The 23,744-nt window shown below is 46.3% G+C and carries 24 protein-coding genes and 1 tRNA gene; 17 read left to right on the forward strand and 8 right to left on the reverse strand.

Translation table 11 applies throughout. The features are described 5' to 3' along the window. The first annotated feature begins 4 nt into the window (after positions 1–4). From pheT to QMF28_RS04505, 6 genes are all read left to right on the forward strand, one after another. The gene (gene pheT, locus QMF28_RS04480; RefSeq protein WP_281743448.1) at positions 5–2,461 is read left to right on the forward strand and encodes a phenylalanine--tRNA ligase subunit beta; all 2,457 of its coding nucleotides are present in this window, start codon (positions 5–7) and stop codon (positions 2,459–2,461) included. 49 nt (positions 2,462–2,510) lie between these two features. Continuing rightward, positions 2,511–2,834 (forward strand): integration host factor subunit alpha, encoded by a 324-nt coding sequence (locus tag QMF28_RS04485; RefSeq protein WP_068321512.1) that lies wholly within the window; start codon positions 2,511–2,513, stop codon positions 2,832–2,834. Next, positions 2,812–3,162, forward strand: a complete 351-nt coding sequence (locus tag QMF28_RS04490; RefSeq protein WP_216214672.1) for a MerR family transcriptional regulator — start codon at positions 2,812–2,814, stop codon at positions 3,160–3,162. The genes QMF28_RS04485 and QMF28_RS04490 overlap by 23 nt, the downstream gene beginning before the upstream one ends. A 25-nt stretch (positions 3,163–3,187) precedes the next feature. Further along, positions 3,188–3,264, forward strand: a tRNA-Pro gene (locus QMF28_RS04495). Between the two features lie 34 nt (positions 3,265–3,298). Further along, positions 3,299–3,712, forward strand: a complete 414-nt coding sequence (locus QMF28_RS04500) for a PaaI family thioesterase (protein WP_216214674.1) — start codon at positions 3,299–3,301, stop codon at positions 3,710–3,712. Positions 3,713–3,895: 183 nt separating this feature from the next. After that, positions 3,896–4,180 carry an H-NS histone family protein gene (locus QMF28_RS04505; RefSeq protein WP_068321522.1) on the forward strand — a complete coding sequence of 95 codons (285 nt, stop codon included), beginning with the start codon at positions 3,896–3,898 and terminating at the stop codon, positions 4,178–4,180. Positions 4,181–4,264: 84 nt separating this feature from the next. Here QMF28_RS04505 and QMF28_RS04510 read toward each other — a convergent pair whose 3' ends face one another. After that, positions 4,265–4,963: a helix-turn-helix domain-containing protein gene (locus tag QMF28_RS04510; protein WP_281743449.1), complete on the reverse strand. Its 699-nt coding sequence runs from the start codon at positions 4,961–4,963 to the stop codon at positions 4,265–4,267. Between the two features lie 299 nt (positions 4,964–5,262). On the opposite strand from QMF28_RS04510, the gene QMF28_RS04515 reads away from it, so the two are divergent. The 9 genes from QMF28_RS04515 (at position 5,263) to bamC (ending at position 16,721) form a co-directional block, all read left to right on the forward strand. After that, a complete protein-coding gene (locus QMF28_RS04515; protein WP_068321528.1) occupies positions 5,263–8,118 on the forward strand; it encodes a 2-oxoglutarate dehydrogenase E1 component in 2,856 nt (951 codons plus the stop codon). Between the two features lie 44 nt (positions 8,119–8,162). Next, positions 8,163–9,377, forward strand: coding sequence for a 2-oxoglutarate dehydrogenase complex dihydrolipoyllysine-residue succinyltransferase (odhB, locus tag QMF28_RS04520; protein ID WP_215349488.1), 1,215 nt, complete (start codon positions 8,163–8,165; stop codon positions 9,375–9,377). Between the two features lie 12 nt (positions 9,378–9,389). Further along, positions 9,390–10,826 (forward strand): dihydrolipoyl dehydrogenase, encoded by a 1,437-nt coding sequence (lpdA, locus tag QMF28_RS04525; protein ID WP_068321534.1) that lies wholly within the window; start codon positions 9,390–9,392, stop codon positions 10,824–10,826. Beyond that, a complete protein-coding gene (gene zapE, locus QMF28_RS04530) occupies positions 10,827–11,930 on the forward strand; it encodes a cell division protein ZapE (protein WP_281743451.1) in 1,104 nt (367 codons plus the stop codon). A gap of 9 nt (positions 11,931–11,939) precedes the next feature. Continuing rightward, a complete protein-coding gene (locus tag QMF28_RS04535) occupies positions 11,940–12,791 on the forward strand; it encodes a 3',5'-nucleoside bisphosphate phosphatase (protein ID WP_281743454.1) in 852 nt (283 codons plus the stop codon). Between the two features lie 59 nt (positions 12,792–12,850). After that, on the forward strand, positions 12,851–14,053 hold the full coding sequence (locus tag QMF28_RS04540) for a tryptophan--tRNA ligase (RefSeq protein WP_068321544.1): 1,203 nt from the start codon (positions 12,851–12,853) through the stop codon (positions 14,051–14,053). A 6-nt stretch (positions 14,054–14,059) separates the two neighbouring features. Beyond that, entirely contained in the window at positions 14,060–14,626 is a 567-nt protein-coding gene (locus QMF28_RS04545) for a class I SAM-dependent methyltransferase (protein WP_281743455.1), read from the forward strand. A 77-nt stretch (positions 14,627–14,703) separates the two neighbouring features. After that, a complete protein-coding gene (gene dapA / locus QMF28_RS04550; protein ID WP_068321634.1) occupies positions 14,704–15,576 on the forward strand; it encodes a 4-hydroxy-tetrahydrodipicolinate synthase in 873 nt (290 codons plus the stop codon). Further along, entirely contained in the window at positions 15,576–16,721 is a 1,146-nt protein-coding gene (gene bamC, locus QMF28_RS04555) for an NlpB/DapX family lipoprotein (protein ID WP_281743628.1), read from the forward strand. The genes dapA and bamC overlap by 1 nt, the downstream gene beginning before the upstream one ends. Before the next feature lie 65 nt (positions 16,722–16,786). On the opposite strand, the gene QMF28_RS04560 is transcribed toward bamC, so the two are convergent. Then, positions 16,787–16,963: a hypothetical protein gene (locus QMF28_RS04560; RefSeq protein WP_167345990.1), complete on the reverse strand. Its 177-nt coding sequence runs from the start codon at positions 16,961–16,963 to the stop codon at positions 16,787–16,789. Between the two features lie 109 nt (positions 16,964–17,072). Then, positions 17,073–18,305, reverse strand: coding sequence for a cupin domain-containing protein (locus QMF28_RS04565; protein WP_281743456.1), 1,233 nt, complete (start codon positions 18,303–18,305; stop codon positions 17,073–17,075). A gap of 55 nt (positions 18,306–18,360) precedes the next feature. Between QMF28_RS04565 and QMF28_RS04570 the strand changes: the two genes are divergently transcribed. Further along, positions 18,361–18,957 carry an FKBP-type peptidyl-prolyl cis-trans isomerase gene (locus QMF28_RS04570; RefSeq protein ID WP_281743630.1) on the forward strand — a complete coding sequence of 199 codons (597 nt, stop codon included), beginning with the start codon at positions 18,361–18,363 and terminating at the stop codon, positions 18,955–18,957. A gap of 74 nt (positions 18,958–19,031) precedes the next feature. On the opposite strand, the gene cysE is transcribed toward QMF28_RS04570, so the two are convergent. Then, positions 19,032–19,793, reverse strand: a complete 762-nt coding sequence (gene cysE, locus QMF28_RS04575) for a serine O-acetyltransferase (protein WP_068321556.1) — start codon at positions 19,791–19,793, stop codon at positions 19,032–19,034. Between the two features lie 23 nt (positions 19,794–19,816). After that, positions 19,817–20,569 (reverse strand): RNA methyltransferase, encoded by a 753-nt coding sequence (locus tag QMF28_RS04580; RefSeq protein ID WP_281743458.1) that lies wholly within the window; start codon positions 20,567–20,569, stop codon positions 19,817–19,819. Between the two features lie 142 nt (positions 20,570–20,711). Between QMF28_RS04580 and QMF28_RS04585 the strand changes: the two genes are divergently transcribed. Then, positions 20,712–21,500, forward strand: coding sequence for an inositol monophosphatase family protein (locus tag QMF28_RS04585; RefSeq protein WP_068321562.1), 789 nt, complete (start codon positions 20,712–20,714; stop codon positions 21,498–21,500). 29 nt (positions 21,501–21,529) lie between these two features. Here the strand turns inward: QMF28_RS04585 and QMF28_RS04590 are convergent, their stop codons facing one another. Genes QMF28_RS04590 through QMF28_RS04600 form a run of 3 tightly spaced genes read right to left on the reverse strand, consistent with a single transcriptional unit; the run spans position 21,530 to position 23,722 of the window. Further along, on the reverse strand, positions 21,530–22,312 hold the full coding sequence (locus tag QMF28_RS04590) for a UDP-2,3-diacylglucosamine diphosphatase (RefSeq protein ID WP_281743459.1): 783 nt from the start codon (positions 22,310–22,312) through the stop codon (positions 21,530–21,532). Next, complete coding sequence (locus tag QMF28_RS04595) at positions 22,309–22,812, reverse strand: peptidylprolyl isomerase (RefSeq protein ID WP_216244655.1); 504 nt, start codon at positions 22,810–22,812, stop codon at positions 22,309–22,311. Before QMF28_RS04595 ends, QMF28_RS04590 begins: the two co-directional genes overlap by 4 nt. Then, positions 22,787–23,722, reverse strand: coding sequence for a tetratricopeptide repeat protein (locus QMF28_RS04600; protein WP_281743460.1), 936 nt, complete (start codon positions 23,720–23,722; stop codon positions 22,787–22,789). Before QMF28_RS04600 ends, QMF28_RS04595 begins: the two co-directional genes overlap by 26 nt. Between the last annotated feature and the right edge of the window lie 22 nt (positions 23,723–23,744).

Below are 23,744 nucleotides of genomic sequence, written 5' to 3' on the forward strand. Positions count from 1 at the left end.
CGCTATGCAATTTTCTGAATCTTGGCTCCGTCAGTATGTAAACCCATCGCTTGATAGTGATGCGCTTGGTCATGCAATGACTATGGCGGGTTTAGAAGTCGAAGAGCAGCATTCAGTAGCTCCAGCATTTACCAAGATTGTGATTGCACAAATTTTGTCTGCTGAGCAACATCCTGATGCAGACCGTTTGCGTGTTTGCAAAGTGGATGCAGGCACTGGTCAAGAGTTGCAAATCGTTTGTGGCGCACCTAATGCGCGCGCTGGCATCAAGATTCCTTGTGCAATGGTTGGCGCTGAATTGCCTCCGGCAGAAGCGGGTGGTAAGCCTTTCCTGATTAAAGTCGGCAAACTACGTGGCGTAGAAAGCCAAGGCATGTTGTGTTCTGGTCGCGAACTCGGGTTGGGCGATGATCACGAAGGCATCTTAGAGTTGCCTGAAGATGCGCCAGTCGGAAAAGATATTCGTGAATACCTCAATCTCGATGATCAAATCTTTGTTATTAAGTTAACTCCAAATAAAGCTGATTGCCTCTCATTAATGGGTATGGCAAGAGAAGTCTCAGCGATCACTGGTGCTGCACTCTGTGCGCCAAAATGGACGCCGCCTGCAGTAACAATCGAAGATAAGCGCAAAGTCACAGTTGAGAGCAAAGAACTTTGCGGACGTTTTGCTGGTCGAGTAATTCGTGGTGTGAATCCGCAAGCTAAAACACCTGAATGGATCGTGCAGCGTTTAACGCGCGCAGGTCAAAGAAGTATTTCGGTATTGGTGGATCTTTCTAACTATGTCATGTTAGAAATGGGGCAACCTACTCACGTATTTGATATCGATAAATTGAATGGCGATATCAATGTTCGCTGGGCAATAGCAGGTGAAACACTGGAGCTTCTCAACGGTCAAACAGTGACTTTGCAAGGTCCGGACTCTGCAGGCAAGATGCAAGAAGCAGGCGTTGTTGCTGATCAGAATGGTCCAGTAGCACTTGCAGGCATCATGGGCGGTAATCACTGCGCAGTAACAGATGACACTAAGAATATCTATGTTGAAGCAGCTTATTGGCTGCCTTCAGCTATTCAGGGTCGTGCTAGACGTTTTAACTTCAGTACTGATGCGGCTCACCGTTTCGAACGCGGCGTAGATCCACAAAATACAGTTAATTGCCTGGAATATCTCAGCGCTTTAATCATTGAGGTTTGCGGTGGTCAAGCAGGCCCAGTGGATGATCAAGTTCTCAATGTTCCAGAGCGTAAGCCGGTCAAAATGCGTTTGGCTAGAGCTGAAAAAGTCATCGGCATTCCTCTAACAAGTGAAGTAGTGGCTGATGTATTTAAGCGTCTCGGTTTTGAATTCAAGCAAGAGGGTGATGCTTTTGTTGTTACACCTCCAAGCTACCGTTTTGATATCGAAATCGAAGAAGATTTAATTGAAGAAGTCGCACGCATGTATGGCTTCGAAAATATTCCCGATCAACCACCGGTTGCTTCATTGAAGATGAGCGCTAAAGCGGAAGCAAAGCGTGGTGTTCATTTACTGCGCCAGCGTTTAGCTTTGCAAGGCTACCAAGAGGCGGTGAACTTTGGTTTCACGGACCTTGAAAGTGAGCAGCGTTTAGCGGGTGCTCAAGAGCAAGATCTCATTAAGGTGCTCAATCCAATCGCTAATCAATATGGCGTGATGCGTAGCAATCTTTGGGGTGGTTTACTAGCTAACCTTAAAGCTAATTTAAACCGCGGAGCAGGTCGTGTACGTTTGTTTGAGACTGGCCGCGTATTTAAGCGTGACCCTAATGTGCAAGAAGAAGCCGGCAAAGTAGCAGGCTTTCATCAGCCGCAAAAAATCGGCGGTCTCGCTTATGGATCCTTTGTGCCAGAGCAGTGGGCCAATGCAACGCGTGCAGTAGATTTCTTTGATGTCAAAGGTGATCTTGAGCGCGTTTTAGATCCGCTACATTTCGTCACAGAGGCTGCACAACATCCAGCACTCCATCCTGGTCGTTCAGCTCAGGCGATCTTGAAGGTTGGCAAAAACAATGTTGCCATTGGTTGGATTGGTGAATTACACCCAGGCTTACAGCAAGCTTATGAACTTCCCCAAGCACCAGTATTGTTTGAATTAGATTTAGAGCCTATTCGTGAACTCGGTTTACCTGTGCCCGAAGAGTTAAGTAAATTTCCTGCGGTGCAACGAGATTTGGCATTGGTGGTAAAACAAAGTGTTTCTGCGCAATCTTTGCTAGATGTTATGGCTGCAAGTAAACAGAATTTTGTCCGTAATATTGAGCTCTTTGATGAGTTCAAGCCAAAGGCGGGCTCGACCAGCATGGCGGATGATGAAAAGAGTTTGGCTTTCCGTGTCACCCTGTTAAACCCTAATGAAACATTGCAAGATCCCCAAATTGATGCAGTAATGGCTGCTTTATTGGCTGCCGTTGAGAAAAAGTGCGCAGCCCGTTTGCGCTAGGTTTAATATTAGATATAAATCAAATAATTAGTTACCAAAGAGACTAGCAATGACCGAATTGATTTCTAACGATACCGTTACTAAGAATGAGCTTTCAGAGGCCCTCTTTGATCAGGTTGGATTGAACAAGCGTGAAGCGAAAGATATGATTGACGCTTTCTTTGATCGCATTGGCCAATCACTTGAGACGGGCGTAGAAGTAAAGATCTCCGGTTTTGGTAACTTTCAGCTGCGTAATAAATCGGCTCGTCCTGGCCGAAATCCAAAGACAGGTCAAATGATTCCGATTGCTGCTAGACGTGTAGTAACTTTTCACGCCAGTCAAAAGCTTAAAGATGTAGTGGAGTCACATGCTCGAGAAAACCGAGTTTGATGCTGGCTCAGTACTGCTGAGCTCTCAACTTCCCCCAATACCTGCCAAACGCTATTTCACCATTGGTGAAGTAGCTGATCTGTGCGGTGTTCGTTCGCATGTCCTGCGTTACTGGGAGCAAGAGTTTTCTCAGTTAAGCCCACAAAAACGACGTGGTAACCGTCGCTACTATCAACATCACGAAGTTGTTCTAATTAGAAAAATCCGCTCACTTCTCTATGAAGAGGGCTTTACGATTAGCGGTGCACGCAATCGCCTAGAAGAAGCTCGCGGTGACCTTCGTCTGCGCGAAGAATTGCAAGCAGTTCTGCAGATTCTCTCTAAATAGTTACTGATACAATTTTGTCTTTCGTCGGGGCGTAGCGCAGCCTGGTAGCGTACATGCATGGGGTGCATGTGGTCGGAGGTTCAAATCCTCTCGCCCCGACCATTCAATTTCATCCCATACTTTCTAAATTCATTCCATGACAAGCACTGATAAAACCACAGAGTATTTTGGTCTCAAGATTCCTTTTTTGGCACACTTAGGCGTAGTTCCTGAATATGCAAAAGATGGCAAGTCTCGGATCAGCCTGGAGATTAGGCCTGAATATGAAAATAGTTTTGGCATAGCCCACGGCGGGGTCATTATGACCTTGCTCGATTTTGCGATGGGAGCAGCAGCTAGAAGCACTACCGACGTTCCTCTTGGTGCAATGACGATTGATATGACCGTAAGCTTTTTACGGCCTAGCGTGGGCAAAATCGCCGTTGAAGGCACCATTTTGAAGCCGGGAAAAACCATTAACTATTGTGAGGCGATTGTTTTGAATGAGGCAGGGGAGATAACCGCTAAATCCAGTGGAACCTTTATGCTCAGAAAATCGAGTGCACCTTAATTAAGCATAGTATTTATAAAGATTATGTCTTTTATTTAATTTAATTGATATAGCACTAATAAATGTAGGTTAATAATCTAAATAATATATATTGTCAGGCAATTTAATTTATATATAATCACTCTCTAATACGGTTTATATGTATCGTATATAACAACTTATTATTCGGAGAGTGAAAACAATATGCCTTCTTATAAAGAGCTTTTAGCCCAACGCGAGCAGTTGGATAAACAGATTAAAGAAGCAATTGCCCTAGAAAAGGCAGATGGTATCGCCAAGGCAAAGTTAATTATTGAGCAATACAACCTAACGGCTACTGACTTATTTAGTCGTAAAGCTGGCGTTAAGAGTGCTGGCGGCAAGGTTGCCCCTAAATACCGTAATCCTTCTACAGGTGAAACTTGGACTGGTCGCGGCAAAGCGCCTAAGTGGATAGAGGGTAGAGATCGCAGTAGTTATTTAATCTAAATCCTTGTTTTATTTGGGATTTAATACAAAAGGCCGCAAAATGCGGCCTTTTTGTTTGGATCGGCGTCCCCATCTAGCTAAATGCTAGGCACACTTCCTAGCAAGGGCTTCGACAAATAGGGGTTCTAATAATTCATGCCTGCTTCCGTGGGCCCAGCTTCCCTCTGCTTCTGGATTGGTGGCTGGATAGCCAATAATGAGCGGATTAAGGTCAATAAGGCCATTTTCGAGCTCTTTTTTGATGCTTTCGCTTAATGGGGGTTTGCCGCCTGAATTCTCATCCACAAGAGTGACTACGCCAGGATGTAACTTAATAAAACCTTCATCAACTAGAATAGGTATACGCTGTGTGTCCTTGTTTTTACTCAAATAATGTATCAAATGGACTTGCTCTACTGGTGGAATAAGAGCATCCAAAAAGATCAAATCGGGAGCTATGGATACGGCTTTCATGAGACCCTCCAGACTATCAACCGCCATCTCCATATCTACTTTAAGCTGCCAATCGGCGATGGCCTCTATTAATTCTTGCCCATTTTCAGATCTTCTAAATATCCCCATAGCAACGCAGTTTTGGGTTGTCTTTTGACGCATTGCTCTTTTTCTGCGTTGCAACTGCTGCTCCAGTGAGCTGGCTAATATCCTGCGATGTCCTCCCCGAGTCTTCCAGGCAATTAATTCACCCAATTCCACCATTTTCTGAACGGTTCCCAAGGAAACTTGTAAAACCTTGGCGCTTTGGCGGGTGCTGAGATATTCCGTTTCTGGGGTAATTGATTTCATATTTCCCTTAATTTCATTTAATTGTTTGAAGATTTAGAGAATAAAAATCAAAATCATTTGAATCTGTCGGCAATCCTTTAAAGAGGGGTAGGAAAGTTCTTATTAATTGCTCTAAATAGGGAGATACCCCCAAAACCCCTTAAATCAGGGAAAGCCCTTTATGTATCAATGGTCATTCGTGTTAAATTACTGTCGTAGTACCAGTATTTGCACAGATCAATTCGTGAAGCGGTATAGCCGTAGAGCGGATGGTTTTAACCACAGTTTTTAATCGGGAAACCCGATGAAAGGTGAGCATCATGATGCAGGATCAAAGAGATAATTCATATCTCTTCGGCGGAAACGCCCCCTACGTAGAGGAACTCTACGAATCCTACTTGCACGATCCAGCTTCCGTAGCTGATCATTGGCGAGATTATTTCGATAACGTGAAACAGGTTCCAGCAGTTGATGGTTCATCTCGAACTGACATTGCACACGGACCGATTGTTGCTTCATTTGCTGAGCGCGCTAAGCAAGGTCCTATCAGAACGATTTCTGATTCGGCTGACTCAGAGATGGGCCGCAAACGCGTTGCTGTTCAGCAGTTAATTGCCGCGTATCGTAACGTCGGCAATCGCTGGGCAAACTTAGATCCATTAAAGCGGACAGAGCGCCAGGACATTCCTGAGTTAGATCCCGCTTTCTATGGCTTTACTGATGGCGATATGGATATCGTCTTCAATACAAGTAATACATTCTTCGGTAAGAACGAAATGTCTTTGCGCGACTTGCTCCAAGCTTTGCGCGAAACATATTGCGGCACGATTGGTGTCGAGTTCATGTTCATTGCCGATCAAAAGATTAAGAAGTGGTGGCAAGAGAAGTTGGAGTCCATTCGCTCAACTCCACAATTTAATGTGGAAGAGAAGCGTCAAATTTTGGATCGCGTTACGGCTGCTGAAGGTCTAGAGCGTTACCTCCAGGCTAAGTATGTTGGTCAAAAGCGCTTCTCCTTAGAGGGTGGCGAGAGCTTTATCGCTTGTATGGACGAGTTGATTCGTGATGCAGGTAATAGAGGCGTTCAAGAGATTGTTATTGGTATGGCCCACCGTGGTCGTCTCAACGTATTGGTAAACACCTTGGGCAAAATGCCTAAAGACCTGTTTGCTGAGTTTGAGCACAAAGGCCCTGAAACATTGCCTGCGGGTGACGTGAAGTACCACCAAGGCTTCTCAAGCGATATTTCTACTCCTGGCGGTCCGGTTCACTTGTCATTAGCATTTAACCCATCCCATTTGGAGATCGTTAACCCAGTGGTTGAAGGATCTGCACGTGCTCGTATGGAGCGTCGCGGTGATATGTTGGGTGATCAAGTTATGCCAATCTTGGTTCACGGTGATGCTGCGATTGCAGGTCAGGGTGTGATGCAAGAAACATTGGCGATGTCTGAGGTTCGTGGTTACTCAACCGGCGGCACAGTGCACATTGTGATTAACAACCAAATCGGTTTCACAACTTCTGATCCACGTGACTTGCGTTCTAGCTTGTACTGTACCGACATCATGAAGGTTGTTGATGCGCCTGTATTGCACGTGAACGGTGATGATCCTGAGGCGGTAGTCTTGGCAACCAAGTTGGCTGTTGAGTTCCGCATGAAGTTCCATAAAGACGTGGCGATTGACATTATCTGTTTCCGTAAGCTTGGTCACAACGAACAAGATACGCCTGCAATGACCCAGCCATTGATGTACAAGATCATTGCTGCACACCCTGGCACACGTAAGCTATACGCCGACAAGTTAGAAACTCAAGGCGTATTGCCGGCCGGTACTGGTGACCTGATGGTTAAAGAGTATCGCGCTGCAATGGATGAAGGTAAGCAGACATCTGATCCAGTGTTGAGCAACTTCAAAGGTAAGTTTGCTGTGGATTGGTCTCCATTCTTAAATAAGAAGTGGACTGATGAAGCTGATACAGCAATTCCGTTGACTGAGTGGAAGCGCTTGGCTGAGAAGATTTCTACTATTCCAGAAGGTTTCAAGGCGCATCCATTGGTTGCTAAGGTTTATAACGACCGTGCAGCAATGGGGCGTGGTGAGACAAATATCGACTGGGGTATGGGTGAGCACATGGCTTTCGCATCCCTGGTTGCAAGCGGCTACCCAGTTCGCTTGTCTGGTGAAGATAGTGGACGCGGTACCTTTACTCATCGTCACGCGGTATTGCATGAGCAAAACCGCGAGAAGTGGGATACCGGTACTTACATTGCGCTTCAGCATGTCACTAAGGATCAAGCACCGTTTGTGGTGATTGACTCCATTCTTTCTGAAGAAGCAGTTCTTGGATTCGAGTACGGTTACGCTGCAGCTGAACCAAATACTCTCACTATCTGGGAAGCTCAATTCGGTGACTTTGCTAACGGCGCACAGGTTGTTATTGACCAGTTCATCGCTTCTGGAGAAGTGAAGTGGGGTCGTGCCAATGGTTTAGTGATGATGTTGCCGCACGGTTATGAAGGTCAAGGCCCAGAGCATTCCTCTGCACGTCTTGAGCGCTTTATGCAGTTATGCGCTGATACCAATATGCAGGTTATTCAGCCGACTACTGCAGCGCAAATCTTCCACGTATTGCGTCGTCAGATGATTCGTCAGTTCCGCAAGCCGCTGATCTTGATGACACCAAAATCATTGCTGCGTAATAAAGAAGCTGCATCACCTTTATCTGAATTTACAAAAGGTGGTTTCCAGACTGTTATTGGTGAGCGTGATGAGTCTATCGACGCAAAACAAGTCACCCGTTTGGTAATGTGCTCTGGCAAAGTCTATTACGACTTGGTTAAGCAGCGTGCCGAGAAGAAGATTGGCGATGTTGCCATTATTCGCTTGGAGCAGTTGTATCCATTCCCGCACAAAGCAGTGACTGCTGAAATGAAGAAATATCCCAAGTTGGAAGACGTGGTTTGGTGTCAAGATGAGCCACAAAACCAAGGTGCTTGGTTCTTCGTGCAACACAATATCTTGGAAAACATGTCTGATGGCATGAAGTTGGGCTATGCAGGCCGTCCTGCATCAGCATCACCAGCTTGTGGTTATGCCCATCTCCACCAAGAACAGCAGAAGTCTTTGCTGAATGCAGCATTTGCCAAACTCAAAGGTTACGTGATCACGAAATAATCGTCTTCATAACTCAACATACACATATATAAACAGGATTAATCATGGCTATTTTCGAAGTTAAAGTTCCACAACTCTCCGAGTCAGTTGCTGAAGCAACTTTGTTGCAATGGAAAAAGAAGGTTGGCGACGCTGTTGGTCAAGACGAGATCTTGATCGAAATCGAAACAGATAAAGTGGTTCTCGAAGTTCCAGCTCCATCTGCTGGTGTTTTGACAGAAATCGTTGTTGCTGACGGCGGTACTGTTGTTGCCGAGCAGTTGATTGCGAAGATTGATAGCACTGCTGTTGCAGCCGCAGCTCCTGCTGCTGCCGCACCTGCACCAGCTGCTGCTCCTGCTGCAGCTCCAGCGCCTGCTAAAGCTGCAGCTCCTGCTGCTAAAGCTGGCGCAGCCGCAGCTCCTTCAGCTGCAAAAATTCTTGCGGAGAAGGGTGTCGATGCTGGGCAAGTTGCTGGATCTGGTCGTGATGGTCGTATCACTAAAGGTGATGCATTAAATGCTTCTGCAGGTGGTGCTAAGTCTGCTGCATTGCCAAGCGCGCCAATTCCAACTGGCGATCGTCCAGAAGAGCGCGTTCCAATGAGCCGCTTGCGTGCTCGTATTGCTGAGCGTTTGCTCGAGTCTCAAGCAAACAACGCCATCTTGACTACATTCAATGAGGTCAACATGGGTCCAGTGATTGCTTTACGCAATAAATATAAAGACCAGTTTGAGAAGACTCATGGCGTGAAGTTAGGTTTCATGTCTTTCTTCGTTAAGGCTGCAACACACGCTTTGAAGAAATTCCCGCTCTTGAATGCTTCAGTTGACGGTAATGACATTGTTTACCACGGTTACTTTGATATCGGTATCGCTGTGAGCTCACCGCGTGGCTTGGTGGTTCCAATTCTGCGTGACGTAGACCAAATGAATTTGGCTGACATTGAGAAGAAGATTGCTGAGTTCGGCACTAAAGCTCGTGAAGGTAAGTTGTCTATTGAAGAGTTGACTGGCGGCACATTCTCCATCTCTAACGGTGGCGTATTTGGCTCCATGCTTTCTACTCCGATCATCAACCCGCCACAGTCCGCTATTTTGGGCATTCACGCTACTAAAGACCGTGCCGTTGTTGAAAATGGTCAAGTAGTTGTTCGCCCAATTAACTACCTTGCTTTGTCATACGATCACCGCATCATTGACGGCCGTGAGGCTGTGCTTGGTTTGGTTGCCATGAAGGATGCGTTGGAAGATCCTTCACGTCTTCTCCTTGATTTGTAAGAAGGGAAGATCATGAGCCAAGCTTTTGACGTAGTAGTAATTGGTGGTGGCCCTGGTGGCTATATCGCCGCAATTCGTGCAGCGCAACTCGGTTTCAAAGTTGCCTGTGCCGAATCTAATTCTTATGATGATCCTAAGGGTGAGCCACGTTTAGGTGGTACATGCTTGAACGTCGGTTGTATTCCTTCTAAGGCCTTGTTGGCTTCTTCAGAGGAGTTCGAGAAGATCAATCATCATGCTGCTGATCACGGAATTAAAGTGGGTGCAGTTAGCATCGACTCCAAGAAGATGATTGCCCGTAAGGATGACATCGTTACGAAAATGACTGGTGGCATTCAGTACTTATTCCGCAAGAACAAAATCACTTTGTTAAAAGGCCATGCTTCATTTGAAGGTAAGGGTGCTGATGGCTATCAAATCAAAATTGATGGCAAAGACAAAGAAACTGTTACTGCAAAGAATGTAATCATTGCAACTGGTTCTAAAGCGCGTCATCTTCCAGGCATCACAGTAGACAACGTGTTGATTTGCGATAACGAAGGTGCTTTGAAGTTTGATTCTGCCCCTAAGAAATTGGGCGTTATCGGTGCAGGCGTCATTGGCTTGGAGTTAGGTTCTGTATGGCGTCGTCTTGGCGCTGAAGTGACTGTGCTCGAAGCTATGCCTTCATTCTTGGCTGCTTGCGATGCTGGCATTGCAAAAGAAGCGCAAAAGTTGTTTGCTAAGCAAGGTTTGAGCATTAACACTGGCGTAAAAATTGGTGATGTGAAAGCTGACAAGAAGGGCGTAGTAGTTAATTACACTGACAGCGCTGGTAAAGCCGCAAAGTTGGAATGTGATCGCTTAATTGTTTCTGTTGGTCGCGTACCAAACACCGATAAATTAGGTTTAGATAAGATTGGTCTTAAAGTCGATGAGCGTGGCTTCATTCCTATTGATGACCATACTTGCGCAACTGCAGCGCCTGGCGTTTACGCTGTTGGTGACGTAGTGCGTGGACCAATGTTGGCACATAAAGCAGAAGACGAAGGTGTCTTGGTTGCTGAAGTGATTGCTGGTCAAAAACCACATATCGATTACAACTGCATTCCTTGGGTTATCTACACTGATCCTGAGATTGCATGGGTTGGTAAAACAGAACAGGCACTCAAAGAAGCTGGTGTTGCTTATAAAGCAGGTCAGTTCCCATTTGCTGCTAACGGCCGTGCGTTAGGCATGGGTCGCGCTGATGGTTTCATCAAAGTATTAGCTGATGCTAAGACCGATGAGATTCTTGGCGTTCATATCATTGGTGCCAATGCTTCCGACCTCATTGCTGAAGCAGCGGTAGCTATGGAATTCAAAGCAGCAGCAGAAGATATTGCTCGTATCTGTCATGCACATCCAAGTTTGTCTGAAGTGATGCGCGAAGCAGCGTTAGCGACAGACTCACGTGCATTAAATATGTAATTGAAAACCATTGAGTTTTACCAACAAGAGTTAAAAGCGCGCGGGTATCAAAGTGATCCCGCGCAGCTTCGTGCTGTTGAGCGTTTGCAAAAATGCGAAGACGAATGGATTGCCTATAAGGAAATCCGCAGCAATAAACTGAAGAAAAAGATTTTTAAGCCAAACCTCCCTCGTGGTCTTTATCTATGGGGTGGAGTAGGTCGCGGCAAATCTTTCTTGATGGACTGCTTTTATGCAGCATCCCCCTTAGAAAAAAAGATCCGTATTCACTTTCATGAGTTCATGCGTGAAGTGCATCGCGAACTCCATGAGTTATCAGGCTTATCCGATCCCTTAGACGAGCTAGCAAAGCGTATTTCTAATCGTTATCGCTTGATTTGTTTTGATGAGTTTCATATCAATGACATTGCCGATGCAATGATTTTGTATCGGTTACTAGATGCTCTTTTTGCAGACCGCGTACAGTTTGTGATGACCTCTAACTATCGTCCTGACCAGCTTTATCCAAATGGTTTGCATCGTGATCGATTGCTTCCCGCCATTAAGCTGCTCGAAGAAAAATTAGATGTATTAAACGTTGATGCGGGCAATGATTACCGTCGGGTACAGATGGCCCAAGTTGAGGCTTACCTGACTCCCGTTAATGCTGAAACACAAGCGACCCTAGGTCAAATGTTCCAAACGCTGATTGGTAATCAAAAAGAGAAGCGCAATCCTATTTTGAATATTGAGTCCCGTGAATTACGCCCTTTGCATATGGCTGATGGCGTAGTTTGGTTTGATTTCAAAACCCTATGTTGCGGTCCTCGTTCGCAAAACGACTACCTGGAGATTGCTAACCAGTTTCATACGGTAATTTTGTCTGGGGTGCCCTATATGCCCCCAAGAATGACAAACGAGGCCCGGCGCTTTATTTGGTTAATTGACGTCCTGTACGACCACAAGATCAAGCTAATCATCTCAGCAGAGGTTCCAGCCCCGGATTTGTATACAGAGGGTCAAATTACTGCTGAATTCTCCAGAACCGTGTCCCGTTTGATCGAGATGCAGTCTCGTGACTACCTGGATGCACCGCGCCGGGTAATTGATACCAGCTTGACCTAAAATAGGGTCATGAGCAGCTTTTCACCCCTTAATGCCGACTTGCATTGCCATTCAGTGATTTCTGATGGCACTTTGACGCCTGAAGAATTGGCGGAACGCGCCAAAGCGAATGGTGTGCATTTGTGGGCGCTAACTGATCATGATGAACTCGGCGGACAGAAGCGCGCTAGAGAAGCAGCCAGCGCTCTCAATATTGATTATCTCGGTGGTGTTGAAATATCCGTGACTTGGATGGGTGAGACTATTCATATTGTTGGACTTGGTATCGATGCGGAGCATATTGGAATTATTGAGGGCTTGCGTCAAACGCGTGATGGTCGCGCGAATCGTGCGCAGCTGATGGCTGAACAATTGCTCAAGGTAGGCATTCCTGGTGCCTATGAAGGTGCGCTTCATTTTGCCGGCAATCATGAGTTGATCTCCAGAACTCACTTCGCACGTTTTTTGGTGGAGCAGGGCGTGTGTCGCAATACAGAGCATGTATTTAAAAATTACTTGATAGAAGGTAAGCCGGGATACGTTCCTCATCAGTGGGCCAGTCTAGACAATGCTGTTCACTGGATTAAGTCCGCAGGGGGTGTAGCAGTGATTGCTCATCCAGGTCGTTACAGCAGGTTAAACGCCATGCAAATGGACGAACTCTACAAACACTTTAAGGACCTAGGCGGCTTGGCAATTGAGGTTATTACTGGCAGTCATAGTCCAGATCAATATAAAACCTTCGCAAAGATTGCACAGCAATACGGCTTCTTAGCTTCCCGTGGATCAGATTTTCATGATCCGAATGAAAGTCACATTGACTTGGGTAATTTGCCGCATTTGCCGGACCATCTCACTCCAGTATGGTCTGCCTTTCATTAATCGCCGACCACTTAATTCCTTAATTCATTATTCCCTAATCACTTAGAAAAAGAAAACAGATGTTTGCAGAACGCGTTCTCTCTGGCATGCGCCCAACCGGTAATTTGCACTTAGGTCACTACCATGGTGTTTTAAAGAACTGGGTGCACTTGCAGTCCGAATACCCTTGTTTCTTTTTCGTAGCGGATTGGCATGCATTAACTACCCACTATGAAACCCCGGATGTGATTGAGCAATCTGTATGGGACATGGTGATTGATTGGTTGGCAACAGGTGTAGATCCTAATCAAGCCACTTTGTTTATCCAAAGCAAAGTGCCTGAGCATGCTGAACTTTTCTTATTACTTTCTATGGGAACGCCATTGGGTTGGCTGGAGCGGGTGCCTACCTATAAGGATCAGATTGAGAAGCTAAAGGAAAAGGATCTCCAAACCTATGGCTTCCTAGGTTATCCGCTATTACAGGCCGCTGATATTTTGATTTATCGCGCCCAGTTTGTGCCTGTAGGTGAAGATCAGGTGCCTCACGTAGAGATGACTCGTGAAGTAGCTCGTCGCTTTAATTACTTGTATGGACGTGAGCCTGGCTTTGAAGAAAAAGCATTAGAAGCTGTTAAAAAATTAGGTAGCAAGCGCGCCAAGATGTACGCTGAATTGCGAGTTGCTTTTCAGGAGCGTGGAGATGATGAAGCTTTAGAACAAGCAAAAGCATTGTTGCAAGAAGCGCAAAGTCTATCCATGGCCGACCGCGAGAGACTCTTTGGTTTCTTGGAAGGTGCTCGCAAAATCATTCTGCCTGAACCTCAAGCGTTACTAACAACAGCATCACGCATGCCTGGTATCGATGGACAAAAAATGTCCAAGTCATACGGCAACACTATTAGTATTCGTGAAAATCCAGAGGATGTGATTAAGAAGATTCGTACGATGCCTACAGATCCTGCACGTGTACGAAGAACTGATGTGGGTGATCCAGCACGTTGCCCAGTTTGGCAGCTTCACACCGTTTACTCCAATGAAGAGACAAAGCAATGGGTGGATAAGGGTTGCAAGTCAGCAGGTATTGGATGTCTTGAATGCAAGCAGCCCGTAATTGATTCTATTTTGGCGGAGCAACAGCCTATGTTTGAGCGTGCTCAGAAGTACTTGGATGACCCTAGCTTGCTGCGTTCCATCATTGCTGATGGTTGCGATAAGGCGCGTAAGGTTGCGCAAGAAACTATGCGCGAGGTTCGTGAAGCAATGGGCCTGGCTTACGATTGAGAATTCATGTTGCCTAATGCGCATGATGTGATTTCCAACGCTTCCCCCTGGGTGAAGCGGTTTTCTCCGCTTATTCCAAAGGGTGGGGTTGTTTTGGATTTAGCGTGTGGATCCGGGCGTCACTCTGAGTGGTTGGCAAATGCTGGTCATCAGGTGTTAGCCGTGGACCAAGATATTTCAACTGTTCAAGCTTTGAATAATCCCCTCATTACCCCAAAGTGTTGTGATCTTGAGCAGGCAGCATGGCCCCTCGATAACTTTGCCTTCAGCGCCATTGTGGTGACCAATTACCTCTATCGCCCACATTTAGACCAGCTGCCCAAAATGCTACAAGAAGGGGGCGTCTTAATCTACGAAACCTTCGCCCTAGGGAATGGGGAATTTGGTAAGCCATCGAACCCGAATTTCCTGCTAAATCCAGGGGAATTGCTGGCATTTGCCGCTTCCTATGGGCTTAAAGTGGTGGCTTATGAGGACATTTATGTGGACCAGCCCAAACCAGCTATGGTTCAGCGCCTATGCGCCGTAAAAGGTGAGCTAAAACAGCGCATTCCGTTACAATTTCAGGGTTAAGACAGCTAAAAATCGGTGCATATTCGGTGACAAATACAGCTCATTCCAAAGGTATTAAAAAGCCTATTGCTGGCAGCATGCCAGCTATCGTTACTCCGATGTTTGAAGACGGCAGTCTGGATTACGCCAGCTTGCGTTCTTTATTGGATTGGCATGTGGCAGAAGGTACTGACGGAATTGTGATTGTTGGAACTAGCGGCGAATCACCTACGGTTTCTGTTGAAGAGCATTGCGAACTCATTCGTGTAACGGTAGAGCAGATTGCAGGACGTATTCCTGTGATCGCAGGTACTGGTGGTAATTCCACTATTGAAGCGATTGAGCTAACTAAGTACGCGAAGCAAGTCGGCGCTGATGCCAGCTTGCAAGTAGTGCCGTATTACAACAAGCCTACACAAGAGGGTATGTATGCCCACTTTAAAAAGATTGCTGAGTCAGTAGATTTGCCGGTAATTTTGTATAACGTTCCCGGAAGAACAGTTGCTGATTTGGTTGGCGATACCGTAGTGCGTTTAGCTGGTGTGCCAGGCATTATTGGCATTAAAGAGGCTACAGGCAGCTTGGAGCGCGGAACTTTATTGATCAATGATCTTAAGCGCGCTGGGCATCAAGATTTTTCAGTCTTCTCTGGAGATGATTTAACAGCCGCTATGTTGATGTTGATGGGTGGCAAGGGCAATATTTCTGTTACAGCCAATATTGCACCACGCTTAATGCATGAGCTGTGCGTTGCTGCTATGTCTGATGATGTAAAGCGAACACGTGAAATTCAATATCAATTGATTGCAGTTCACAAGGCGATGTTTACAGAAGCAAACCCAATCCCAGTGAAGTGGGCTCTGCATGAGATGGGTAAGATTACCTCTGGCATTCGTTTGCCATTAACGCCTTTGAGCAATTCCCTTCGTGAGCCATTAAAGGCAGCTTTAAAACAGGCCAACTTATTATGATGAATTTGCTTCAATCCATCCGTCGATATCTATCGATTATTGCTTTAGTCACTTGTAGCATTGCACTATTAAGTTCATGCAAGTCAGTGACCAGCAGCGATACAGTTGACTATAAGAGTGCTGGCGCCGTTCGTGGCCCTAATCTGTCATACCCCCCTGATTTAATTACTGCGCAAGCAGATCGTCGTTACATTGTTCAAGATGGCACAGCCACCATGTCTGAATATAATGCCGCGGTTAAGAAATCAGCACAGCTGCGTAGCAACGTCATGACTGGTATCCCTGGTATGCGGATTGCGCGTGATGGTGAGCGTCGTTGGTTGGTTGTAGAAAAGCCAGCGCCTGAGCTTTACCCACAGGTAAAAGATTTTTGGCAAGAGAATGGTTTCTTGCTAGTCGTTGACTCACCATCAACTGGCATTATGGAAACTGACTGGGCCGAGAATCGCGCAAAAATTGCGCAAGATTGGATTCGTTCAACTATTGGCGGCGCCTTGGATTCTGTTTACGATACTGGCGAACGCGATAAGTACAAAACTCGTCTTGAAGTTACAAAGCCTGGTGAAACAGAGATTTACATTACTCAGCGCGGCGCAATCGAAAAATGTACTACCGATACAACGGGCGCTTGTTTATCCACAATTTGGACTCCTCGCCCTAATGACCCTGAGTTAGAGGCTGCTTTTTTGGCGCGCTTGATGGAGCGCCTGGGCATGACTCAAGAGCAAGCAAAAGCAATGGTAGCAACACCTCTAGGTCCTAAAACTCCAAAAGCGAAGTTTGTACAAGATGGCGCTAATCAGGCTCATATTGAGCTCGGCGTAAGCTTTGATCGCTCTTGGCGGGATGTTGGATTGGCTCTTGATCGATCAAACTTTACCGTGGAAGATCGTAATCGTACTGCCGGTGTTTACTATGTACGCTACGTCAATCCTAAAGAATTGGGTGATACCAAAGGCTTCTTCTCAAACTTATTCAGCAGCAAAGATGATTCAAGCTTGAAGGCAAAAAAATATCAGGTTGTTGTAAAGAGTACTGGTGAGAATTCTGCGAATGTTTATGTGCAAAACGCCGAAGGTAAGCCTGAAAATACGCCTGCTGGATTCCAGTTATTAACCTTGTTAACAGAGCAACTCACAAGGTAATTCGTTTTTTTTTACAGCAAATAAAAAAGCCGCTTTTCAGCGGCTTTTTTTCTTCATGAAGAAGATTACTTCTTAGCGTCAGCAGCAGGAGCAGCTGGAGCTGGAGCAGCAGCAGGAGCTTCAGCAGCTGGAGCAGCTGGAGCAGCAGCAGGAGCAGCTTCAACAGGCTTTGCTTCTTCTTTTTTACCGCAAGCGGCCAAGGCGATTGCTAACATAGCAGCGAATACGAGTGACTTCTTCATTTGTAAATTCCTTTAAAAAATTAACAACAATTACCGGTAATTGTTCTCTGGATAAACCAAGGGATAGTCCCTAGGTAGTTTCCAGTATTTATTATATCCATCTCTGAAATCAGCTCTCAAAAGTAAGCCAGCCAGCCAAATAAGCCTCATAAAGGCTTGATTTATCAAGACTTTGGATTTTGGCCTTGGCAAGTAATTTTGATGCCGATAGGGTCTGCCAAGCGCGGATAATCGCTGGACTCTGTGCTTTTGTCATTTCTTCCCCGTTGCAATAAACCTGCTTATTGAGGGTCAAAATACGGGTTTGCGGATGGGGGATGAGCCTGCTGGATTCAAGCGCCTTCTGAAATTGCTGTGGGTTTAGAGGCCTATTTGGAGACTCAAAGATTGCTTGTTGCTTGGGTTCTGACAAGTAGCTAGTAATGCCAGGCAAGAAACCATTAATTTGATCGAGTTTTAATTCTTTGAGTTTAGAGCGCAGCTGTTGAATCAACTCCTCGGGTAATTGTTCGGCGCTGTGAGTTGCCTTTTGTTTTGGATCTGCAAATTTCCTCTCCAGGTCTGGAATATCCTCGAGAGATTCAGCTAGGCGCCATAATCCTTCTTGCAATAATTCTTTAAAACTAGGTGAACGGAATCCAACTGACCAAGTCTGGCAGCCTGGATCTAAAGCGATACCATCATGCGCAATGTGTGGCGGCAGATATAGCATGTCACCAGGTTCTAGTATCCAATCTTGCTCGGGCTTAAAGTGCTGCAAGATCTTCAGTGGTAACTTGGGATTGAGGCTGAGGTCTTTCTGTTCTGAAATGCGCCACTGCCTTCTGCCGGACATTTGAATAAGAAAGACGTCATAAGAATCAAAGTGTGGGCCAACGCCACCCCCAACACCAGCAATGCTAATCATCAAATCATCAAGACGAGCATCTGGAATGAAGCGAAACCAAGATAGTATTTTTGCGGCAGCAGGATGATGTGCCTCCATGCCCTGAAACAACAAAGTCCAGTTAGGCTTACCTATAGAGGGTATTGCTTGCTTGGAAAATGGCCCATGATCAAAAGTCCAAGGCTTAGCCTTCACTAAGCGTGACTCGACGTCTTCATTTAATGCAAATTGCAGCAATTGTTTTGACGGAATGGGGCTATCTAGAGGCTCGCCCTGATGGGCGGATAGGCCAAATGCAGGAATCGCCCCACGAATCAGCAGGGGCTTTTTATGCCAATACTGCGTCATGAATTGATCTGGGCTAATCCCCCCAAATAGGGCCCAGGGCTTACCTAGAGGGAGCTTTACTGGGGCTTGGGGTGGTTGATAGGGTTTGCTCAAGTAAAATGAGGTCATAAAGATATAGATGCTTTTAGAAACTGATTAATACCGAATGTTCGACAAATTCCGCATGAAGATTGAAAAAAATACTATCGTATCCCTTCGCTACAAGCTAACTGATGCACAAAATAATGTCATCGAAGAGCCAGATTCTCCGATGGTATACCTGCACGGTGGGTATGAGGGTACTTTTCCGAAAATTGAAACTTTGCTCGATGGTCAAGATGTTGGCTACGAGGCTACGATTCAGTTGGAGCCTAACGAGGCTTTTGGTGAATACGATCCGGAGCTTTTGAAGATCGAACCCCGCACACGCTTTCCGGAGCCATTGGAAGTGGGTATGCAGTTTGAGGGCGTTCCTGATGCTGAAGAGGATGCAGCTGCAGATGATACGGATGATGAGCCGCTCATTTATACCGTGACCGATGTTGCTGACAACCAAGTAGTTTTAGATGGAAATCATCCATTGGCCGGCATGGCTTTGCGTTTTTGGGTGCAGGTTGAAGATGTACGTGCTGCCACTGATGATGAGATTGAAAATCGCCATCCTGAAGGCGGAGAGAGTTTTTCATTTGGCATGCCTAATGACGATGATGGTGATGACGATGAAGAGTTTCCAGGTGGTGCATTAGGTGGCAACGATGCAGGGCCACGCACACTGCATTGATTTAAAAGCCTACAGACAAAATTAAAGGGATAGCATGCTATCCCTTTTTTCTTTTCAACTTTCTTAGCAAGGAATTACTCTTTCAACCATTCTTTAATGGCGTCTAAATCACGCTTGGTGTCGCTTGAGCTAGCATCTGCACTATCTGGGCTGTTGTTGAGTTTGGCAAGGGCCTTTTCTAGCGCTGCAATCTTAGCTTCCTGCTCAATCGTTGCATCAATCAAGCCTTTTAGCGCCATGGATACAGGGTCATCAATATTAGGTGTGATGCCATAAGCGGAGAAGTATTCTTTGGTTTTGCTATCGGCGCTTTGCGGTAAATCTGGATGCAATATGCGCGCAGGAATACCAACCGCAGTAGCACCAGCTGGAATTTCTTTGAGTACTACAGCATTAGAGCCAACGCGTGCACCATCGCCCACGGTAAATCCACCGAGAACTTTTGCACCAGCACTCACAACGACGCCTTTGCCCAGAGTGGGGTGACGTTTCACGCCTTTATAAAGCGATGTGCCACCTAATGTGACCCCCTGATAAATGGTGCAATCATCACCAATTTCAGTTGTCTCTCCAATCACAATGCCTAGGCCGTGATCTAAGAAAACTCTGCGACCAATCTTGGCACCCGGATGAATTTCGATACCAGTTAAAAAGCGCGAAAACATGGAGAGTACGCGTGCAATCCATTTCAGGCCAAGATTCCACAAAAAGTGGGAGACGCGATGCAACCAAACTGCATGCAGGCCTTGATAGCAAGTAATGACCTCGAGGCGGTTCCGAGCTGCAGGGTCTCTGGCAATGATTGAGTCGACTTGGTCGAAGAAGGAATTAGACATAAATAGATTTTAACGGGATGTGCTTATTTTCTCAGGAGCATCTGTTTAGCTATCCCTCGCAACAGATCGATTTCTTCCTTATGCAGACGACTTCGGGCAAATAGGGCTTGAATGCGTGGCATCAGTTTCTTCGGGTTTGCGGGATCTAAGTAGCCGATGGCCTCAAGTCCCTCGCGCCAATGCTCCAGCATGGCGGCAACTGCTGCAGGATCGGCAAAATCAGCCATTTCTTCGCGATTGGCTAAGGCGTTACGCTTACCGTCATGCTGGGTAAGTGTTTCTCTGAGGGTATAGGCGCAGACCATCAGCGCCTGGGCAAGATTGAGCGAGGGGTAATCGGGGTTGGCATCCAGCCAGACTCTGTGGGTGCATAAAGCCAAATGCTCGTTATCTAGCCCCGTTCTTTCTGGGCCAAAGAGAAGTGCCACCTGTCCACCGCTCTGGACTGAAGCCCCAATCAGGGACTTAGCAGCTTCCCAATCGATAGCGGGGGGACCAAACTCTCGGTCACGGCTGGTGAGACCCAAAACTAGCGAGCAGCCCTCGACGGAGGTGGTTAAGGAGTCATTCTCTATGGAGCCTTCAAGAACGTCTGCAGCACCGCTAGCTAGGGCTATGGCCTCGGGATGAGAAGCAACCCCCTTGATCTTTGGATTAATCAATCTGAGATCGCTAAAACCCATGGTTTTGAGGGCGCGAGCAGCTGACCCCACGTTTCCTGGGTGACTGGTTTCGACTAAAACCCAGCGGAGTAATGCGGATGTTTCGATATTCATCAAGGCGCTTTAGGCTGGTTAATAGGGGGTAATAAACGCTAATCGTTTAGAATCAATCTGTTAGCTTCGTATTGTCATGCAATTTACCCTAGTTGTAGGCATTACAAGGAGCTTGTTCTTATTTAATTTGTCCATCAATACTATGCATCCCATGTTAAATGTGGCCGTGAAGGCCGCCCGTCGCGCTGGAACAGTGATTAATCGTGCTTCCTTGAATTTGGAGCGCTTGCAGGTTGACCGCAAGCAACACAACGATTTCGTAACCGAGGTGGACAAAGCCGCAGAAGCGGCCATCATTGAAACGCTCAGTGAAGCCTATCCAACCCATGGATTTTTGGCTGAAGAAACTGGTGAGCGTAATGCTGATGCAGAAAATGTGTGGATCATTGATCCGCTAGATGGCACTACGAATTTCATTCACGGATTTCCTCAGTATGCAGTTTCGATTGCGCTTGCCGTTAATGGCGTAACTCAACAAGCGGTTGTGTATGACCCAACACGCGATGAGTTGTTTACAGCGACACGTGGAGCCGGCGCCTATTTAGATCGTCGGCGTTTGCGTGTTGCCACACAAGATCGTTTGGCTAATTCTTTATTGGGAACAGGCTTTCCTTATCGTGAAGATCAGGACTTAGAAAAGTATTTAAAAATCTTTGGCGATATGTCACGCCAATGTGCGGGTCTGCGTCGTCCGGGTGCCGCATCTTTAGACTTGGCTTACGTAGCAGCTGGCCGTTACGATGGTTTCTTTGAGAGCGATCTCAAACCTTGGGATATGGCTGCAGGCGCTTTGCTGATTACCGAAGCGGGTGGTTTGATTGGCAACTATCGCGGCGAAGAAGGCTTCTTGCAAAGCGGTGAAGTGATGGCAGCAAATCCGCGCATCTTTGCACAAATGGTGCAAACACTTTCTAAATACTCTGCTTCTTAATTAAGAAATCGAATTAAGTAATCGACCTGTTAGTTTTTAATCAGATCGATGTAGCGTGTACCGGCATCATCAATGAGTAGGGCGCTCGCTCTCGGGCGACCGCTCTCTGGGTGATCTAGATCCCAATCAGATAGCACCCAACGCTGCCACTGCTGGCCATCCATCGACTCTTCATGGTGTGCTGGCATATGGGTATGCCCATGAATCAATAAATTCCCTGAGTGATCTCTTAGCACTGCAGCGCAAGCTTGTTGTGTGACATCCATCTTGAGTCGATGCGCGCTTGATGCTTGTGTCTGTTGGTATTGGGTGTGACTATTGCTGCGAAGGTGCTGAGCAATGCCCCTGCGCCAATTGAGTGGCAGGCTTAAGAAAATCTTTTGTATCCAAGACTTTCTTACCCAGCCTCTAAAAATTTGATAACCAACATCTGCTGTGCATAAAGCATCACCATGTGCCAATACCCACTTCTTCGAATCAATCTCAACAGTAGTTGGATCTGGCAAGAGTGTCATGCCAGTTTTTTTGATAAAGCTATGACCAATTAAAAAATCTCGATTACCGTGCAGGTAATACGTTTTTACTTTGGTGGAGAGATTAGCGATCGCACGCTGTACTTCCTGCTGAAAAGGGGAGTGCGCCGCAGCGTCATCACCCACCCAATATTCAAATAAGTCGCCCAGAATAAATACAGCCTCTACTTTTGGAGCCTCTTTTTCGCAAAAGTCAAAAAAGCGTTGCGCCGTCAAGGGCATTGACGGCGTGAGGTGCAGGTCTGATATGAGCAGTGCGCTCGCGTGATGCGGAGTCATTCCTCGAGAACAGTGGCTTTCTCAATTACAACATCTTCCGCAGGAACATCCTGATGAAAACCAGAGCTACCAGTCTTTACCTTGCGAATAGTGTCAACAACATCCATGCCATCAGTGACTTTGCCAAATACAGCGTAACCCCAGCCCTGAGCATTAGGAGCAGTATGGTTTAAGAAGTCATTGTCATTTACGTTAATGAAGAATTGCGCAGTTGCTGAATGCGGTTCGCTAGTACGAGCCATTGCTACGGTGTAGCGATCATTCTTGAGGCCATTATTGGCTTCGTTTTCAATTTCCGCACCTGTTGGCTTCTGTTTCATACCAGCAGACATGCCGCCACCCTGAATCATGAAGTTATCAATCACGCGATGAAAGATGGTTCCATCGTAGTGACCGCTTTTCACGTATTGCAAAAAGTTGGCAACGCTTTTAGGTGCCTTAGCTGCATCGAGTGAGAGGGTGATATCACCCTTATTAGTTTTTAGGAGAACTTTCGCCATTATTAGATCTACTTTCTGGAAGGTTAGTGGATGGGTTATTGCTTGGTAATGAATCCGTTGTATTTAAGGATGGATTCATTGCGGGATTGAGGGCGCGATTTACAGGACGCTTCGCTGGAGGCTTTAAGACATCCAAAAGTGCTTTAGCGCGATTAGAGTATTGACGTTGATTGAGTTGAGCGTTCTTTGCGGCATCTTCATATGCCTGAGCGCCAAGGCGGATATAGATCTCACCTAAATTGGCTGAGGCAATGGCATAGCTCGGTCGCAATTTGAGGGCAAGCTCAAGATAGTCTCGTGCTTCTATCCATTGACCTTGGTTTGCTGCAATCGCCGCTAGATTGTTATAGGGCTCTGGCAGTTCTGGAAACTGCTGCGTGATTTCAATCAAAGTTTTTTTGGCTTGATCAAATTGACGCATCTCAATTTGTAAACGTGCTTTTACGAAACGTAATTGAACATTTCGCGGAGTCTTTTTCAGATCGGCATTAATTTGAGTTACTGCATCTTGGTATTTGCGCGCCTTGATGAGTTTTTCAACATCTGATGGGACTGCATTCTTGGTAATAGGATCAGGTTCAATAATCAAGAAGGATAAAAAAGGCACCCCAACAGTTTCAGATAATTCTGGATTTAATGGGTCATACCCCATGTCAGCAGAAAGTCTTGGCGGATCTGTGGGGCTGTAGCCGCCTAAATAAGGTTGGGGGGCTCCCTGCGAAGAGCTAGCTTCCTGTGCATTTAACGCTCTAATTTCAGCATCAGCCCGCTGCTGGGCAGGGGTGCTACAGCCCGACAATAGAGCTAGGATTGCCAAGGCGGCAAAAGCTGAGGCAAAGACCTTATTCAAGGCAGGGCGTGGCGCTGGGGCGTTGTGGGGCATAGAGGAAGGGGTGTGAAACTGGCTCATTCGATATACTCAGCGCTCAGTC

It is taken from the genome of Polynucleobacter yangtzensis (genome assembly GCF_027924165.1).
Taxonomy (GTDB): domain Bacteria; phylum Pseudomonadota; class Gammaproteobacteria; order Burkholderiales; family Burkholderiaceae; genus Polynucleobacter; species Polynucleobacter yangtzensis.